At 55.7% G+C, this 5389-nt stretch carries 5 protein-coding genes; all 5 read left to right on the top strand.

The features are described from left to right. Positions 1 to 714 (top strand): ATP-binding protein (locus QZY48_RS06090; protein ID WP_295429040.1); only part of this gene is annotated, 714 nt, incomplete at its 5' end. Positions 715 to 980: 266 nt separating this feature from the next. Then, the gene (locus tag QZY48_RS06085) at positions 981 to 1193 is read left to right on the top strand and encodes a hypothetical protein (protein WP_295429038.1); all 213 of its coding nucleotides are present in this window, start codon (positions 981 to 983) and stop codon (positions 1191 to 1193) included. 286 nt (positions 1194 to 1479) lie between these two features. Continuing rightward, positions 1480 to 3024, top strand: coding sequence for an AAA family ATPase (locus QZY48_RS06080; RefSeq protein WP_295429037.1), 1545 nt, complete (start codon positions 1480 to 1482; stop codon positions 3022 to 3024). 42 nt (positions 3025 to 3066) lie between these two features. Then, complete coding sequence (locus QZY48_RS06075; RefSeq protein WP_295429034.1) at positions 3067 to 4470, top strand: hypothetical protein; 1404 nt, start codon at positions 3067 to 3069, stop codon at positions 4468 to 4470. Positions 4471 to 4630: 160 nt separating this feature from the next. After that, entirely contained in the window at positions 4631 to 5275 is a 645-nt protein-coding gene (locus QZY48_RS06070; protein WP_295429032.1) for a hypothetical protein, read from the top strand. Positions 5276 to 5389: the final 114 nt, after the last annotated feature.

Here is a 5389-nt window from a genome sequence, read left to right as displayed (position 1 = left end):
CGCACCCCGGCGACCCGCTTCGACGTGGCCTTTCTCAACCTGGCCGGCGGGATCAGCCCGAGCGCCATCGCCCGCGCACTGGCCGAGCAGGGCCGCGGCAGCCTGTGCTTCTACGGTCCGCCCGGGACCGGCAAGACCGCCTTTGCCGAGGTCCTGGCCGAGGCCCTGGACCGCGAACTGGTGGCGCGTCAGGCGTCGGACCTGATCTCGCCCTATGTCGGGGAAACCGAGCAGAACCTGGCGCGGTTGTTTCGCGAGTGCGACCCGGCGCACTCGGTCCTATTGCTCGACGAGGTCGACAGCTTCCTCAGCGATCGGCGGGCCGCCCGGCACGGTTGGGAGCGTACCCAGGTCAATGAGCTGTTGCAGCAGATGGAGCGCTACCCCGGCATCTTCATTGCCGCCACCAACCTGATGGCGGGGATCGATGCGGCGGCCCTGCGGCGGTTCGATTTCAAGCTGCATTTTCGGGCGCTGAACCCGGCGCAACGGCTTGCCCTCTTCGCGCGGGAGGACCTGGACGATACCACCGAGTCGGTCGCGCCCGAGCTGGCGCGCTATCTGGAGACGCTCCAGGGATTGACGGCGGGTGACTTCGCCAATGTCTGCCGTCAGCGCATCCTGCTCGGGGAGGTCGTGACGCCCGAGCAATTCCTGCGGCGGCTGGCGGCCGAGTGTCGATTGAAGCAGGTGGATGGGCGGGAAGCGGCATAGCCTCCCCGTTCTCGTGCCAGCGCTCCGACGGTGGCACGCCTGTGTCAGGCGCTGTGCGCCTCGGACGATGGGCAAGGCCCCGGAGGTCGAGGCTTCAGCCGGTCCGGTCGGTCGTCAGCCCGACCGTCAAGCCGCCGCGCCGCCCAGCGCCCTTAACCTTAGCGTCCCCGACCTGATTGCACGCGACTTGACGCGGGTCCGGGGAGGGGAGAATACTGGACTCGAGGAACCGCCAATGATCAATCTCTTCGACTGAGCGGAACGCGATGCAACTTACCCTGCAAATTCCCGACGATCCTGCCGCGGATTTGCGACCCCGCGAGGGGCGCTTGCCGCGCATCTTGAGCCTTGGTTTGTCCTGGGTCGACGCCGGCGAGGGCGAAACCATTTTCGCGCGACTGCGCCGGATCCGCATCCAGGGGGCGGCCGACCTTTCCACTCATCACGATACTTCGACCATCGGCGAACAGGATGCCTGAGTCCGTCTTCATCGATGCGGGATACGTCATTGCGTGGTCGATTGTGTCTCCTTTGTCGTCATGCGCCGAATGGCGCTATCGACCGCCATCGCCTTCGACCAGCATTTTGTTCAGGCAGGGTTCTTGTTGCCTCATGCTTGATCGGTCCCGAGAGTGGATAAGGTGCGCGGCACAATGCCTTTGGACGGGTGCGATGCTGCGTCGCTCCCCGTGGCTTGGTGGATGCACTGCGCTTATCCTCCCTACGCGCTTTTCAGTAGCCTTAATAATGAGATAAGGAGGAGAGATGAACTGGGTTTGGAAATTGTATGACGAAGAAAGGCGGCAATACGCATTAGCTAATGATCTATGCCTGATGCAGATGGCGTATGGAGAACAAGAACAGGGGCAGGTTACGCAACATTGGGGCCGGTTTCCCCAGATAGCTCAAGGCGATACCGTGATTGCTGCAATCGGCAAACCATTTACCATATACGCCATCGGCGAGGTCTCGTTACCTCGGCTTCCAGCAGACAATCACGATACGGTGCATCGCACTACAGCAAATCACGATCATCTGTTCGAGGATGGGATCGTATACTATGAGGATGCACCATTTTTTTACGACGACTTGCGGCTGGCTAATGGCTTTGGTGGAGGTCATGGTGAAGGATGGGCGCAGCGTGTTGACGTCGTGCAATGGCATCATGTTGTGCCGCATGGTGTGCGCGTCGTAGGTGTTGCAGTTCATGTCGGCCCGAATTGCGGCATTCATCAACAGGTCCTCTTCTGCGTCGATGATGATTTTCGTACCCAATGTGAGCACAAGCTGAGAAATATAGCTATGGCAACTATTGAATCACTCGTCCAGGCGACTAATTTCTTTCGCCAGGTTGTGCTGCAGGGGCCACCTGGAACGAGTAAGACATTCGCTGCTGCCAAGCTGACGGCTCATCTCTGCGGTTTTACCCCTGATGCCGCCGTTGTTAGGGATCATCCACAGTATGGTGAATTTCATGCGCTCAAGGGCGACACCTGGGACTTGGTTCAGTTTCATCCAGCCTATAATTATGAAGACTTCGTGCGGGGCATCCAAGTGAGCACTGAAGGCGGCGGTGGTCAGGGCGTCCAACCACCTGTCATTCGCTATGACACTGTTCATCGCGTATTTAGCGAAATGTGCATGAGGGCGAGCGCGCCCGAGAACGCGCAGAAGAAGTTCGTACTTGTCATCGACGAGATAAATCGTGCCAATCTTGCCGCCGTCCTCGGTGAGTTGATTTACGCGCTGGAATACCGAGGTCAATCGATCCGTACCCCGTATAGCGTGAACGGGAACGGGTATAACCTGTCGGTACCGCCGAACCTGTATGTTATCGGTACCATGAACACCGCGGATCGGTCCATCGGGCATATCGACTATGCGGTGCGTCGACGGTTTGCTTTCGTTCCGATGCTGCCGGACCCTGAGGTGCTAACGCGGCACTATCGCCAATATCCGCAAGTCGGGGTGTCGGCACGCGCATTATTTGACGCGGTGGCAGGTCTGTTTGCAGACAACTCCAGGCTGTCGCGCGAGTTCCATCGCGACGACGTTCAGCCGGGACATACCTATTTTCTGGTAGACGAGAATCTTGACGTCGCCGAGGCATGTAAGCAATTGATTTATAGATTCGTATATCAGGTTTTGCCATTGTTGCGCGAATATGTTAAGGATGGTGTTCTAGCCGGCAGCGCGGAACAGTTGGTCGTTAATGTTGAAAATATTGGTTATGGAATAGTTCTGACTCAGTCGCTTCCTCCTGGCGAAGTGGTGGAGCAGCTGCGGAACGCGCTGTGTCCCGGATTGTAGCCGACTGCCGCTGTGCCTGAAATTACTCCCCAGGAGCACTAAATGAGCTGGTGGGTTTCTCCGGAAACACTGTGCGGTCAGAACGCGCATGGACATTACCTTAAAGAGTGGGAGCGCGTCGTGCCCCGTGTTCAAGCGATCAACGGTGATGTTGACCTCGCCACTTTCACCCACTGGGGGCAGGACCACATCTGGAATGAGGCGGTCGACGATGAAGGGGGCGATGCCGCCGACAATCCCCGGACACTGGGCTTGCATTGGTCGCGACGATCAATTCATGCCTCCCATTTTATCGGGGCGGTTCGGTTGGGGAATGAAGCGGATGCTGCCCCACTAATTATTTTGCCCAAGGTCGAACGGATGGACTTGGCGGGGATGTTCGCCGCCGTCTTGGCAGCGCCTCAAGAGCACACCGGCACACACCTGGATCATCTTTTTGGTTGTGACGTCGAGCAGGATCCCATTGATGGCGTAGACCTCCCGGATCTCACGTTGCTTGAAGTCATCGCCTATCTTCATGCATTGTCACGATTCGTCCAACGCTCACTCCGACAGGGATTCATGCAGATCAGAACAAACTTGGTTGGTAAGGTTCGGGGACGGGTGCTGATCGCTGAGCAGATACGTCAGAATCTAGTCCATGCCCGCGCTGATCGCATGGTATGCGAGTTCACGGTGTTCAACCTGGACACGTTGGAGAATCGCATCCTTAAGGCCGCGCTTCAAGCGACTACGAACTGGTTGACGCGGCAGGCGCTACCTGGCTCTCTCGCCGCTCTATTGCATAGTTGGTCTGCTATTTCACGGACCGGCCTGGCTGGCGTGCCCGAGTACCGGGTCAACCCCAGAGACTGGGTCTCCGCTCGGAAGAATGGCTTAATGGCCGCTTATGCAACGCCATTGGCCTATGCGCGTCTGGTGTTGACCCGTCTCCACATCGCCGCAAGCGGGCAGGCAGCCGAAGAAGGGCATCGGACACTACCGTTCTTTCTCGACGCGAATCGGCTGTTCGAGGGATGGGTCGGTGTGTGCCTGGCTGCCGCCAATTGCCACCCAATTTCCCAAAAGACAAGCCCTCGAACAATTTGTGGCAAGAGAGTCGAGTTCACGCCGGACTTCGTGTTGACGGATCCGCACGCCGTCGTGGATGCAAAGTATAAGCGCCTGGACCCACGGCGTAATCAGGGCCGGATTCCGGTTACGGATCTATATCAAATCATTGGTTATACACGGCTTCTGGAGATTCCAGGGCAGCAGGGCTACACGCAGGCATGGCTTGCGGTTCCTCATATAGACCCCGCTATTCAACACCTTGATCTAGGCAGCGCTAAAACGGCATTCGGCAATAATTGGGCTAACCGGATCGGTACTACATGGCCTGACGGATACATACTTGGATGCGTCTTAGTCCCGCTGCCAATCCTGCAGATCCCAGGGGGTGGGTGAGATTTGAGAATCTCCGCTATGATGCCCAGGAGAGGCACCAGCTGACACTGGAGCTGAGCGCTAGCGCGACTCTTGCGCAGCAATTTGTCATCGCAATTTAACCACGTTATCCTCTGAACCCCTACCCCCTGGCAACAAAGAATCATATTCCGGAGCTATTATGGCAATAGGTGTTGGTAATGCTGATGATGAGTACTTAAATGAGTATTTAAGACAACTCGATGACGAGCGGAAGCGCAGCGAGGAGTTGGAGGCGCGCGACCGCGTGAACTGGAATGAGCCTTTAACAATGAAGCTTCAAGACATTCTTGAGGGCGATACCCCAGAAGCTAAGGATGCGCTTGATGAGCTATTTGGTGATTTGAAAGAAGAGAAGATTCTTTGGTATCCAAGCGCTGGTTTTGACTATCGGGACATATTGGAGATGACGGCGCCGAGGCTCGAACAAAATGGTATCAAAGAACCTCCGAACATAATATGTCATACTGATTACAATCTAGGGTTGACAGGCTTGGACAGCGATATTATAGATACACACCCAGGGACAACGGTTCGGATTATGGAGAAGTACGCGCTTTCACTCAAAGAAGAGGCGCAGGTTTTTTATCGAGTAAATCCGGAATACGTTTCCTTTGATTGCGCACTTTTACAACCTACAATTTATTTGCTTAAGCTTCGGATTACGTCAGATGCTCTTGGGGAAGTAGCCGCGACCGTCTTTTTCTTTTTTTTTGAGAATCACAACTTCCTTGCGCAAATAATTCTCAAGCACGGGCTTCGTATTACCCATTTTATAGCAACCTAATGTAGCATCCGGACAAAAAAATTATTAAAACTTTTTGAACTTTCCTCTCGTCTGATTGTCTATCATTTCCAACCGAGTTAAAAAACTTATTCGAGGTGGGTCATGAAACCAAGT

Origin of the sequence: uncultured Thiodictyon sp. (assembly GCF_903828115.1) — a bacterium.
Taxonomy (GTDB): domain Bacteria; phylum Pseudomonadota; class Gammaproteobacteria; order Chromatiales; family Chromatiaceae; genus Thiodictyon.
The sequence above is the reverse complement of the archived record's forward strand: the minus strand, read 5'-3'. Positions and strand labels throughout refer to the sequence as shown.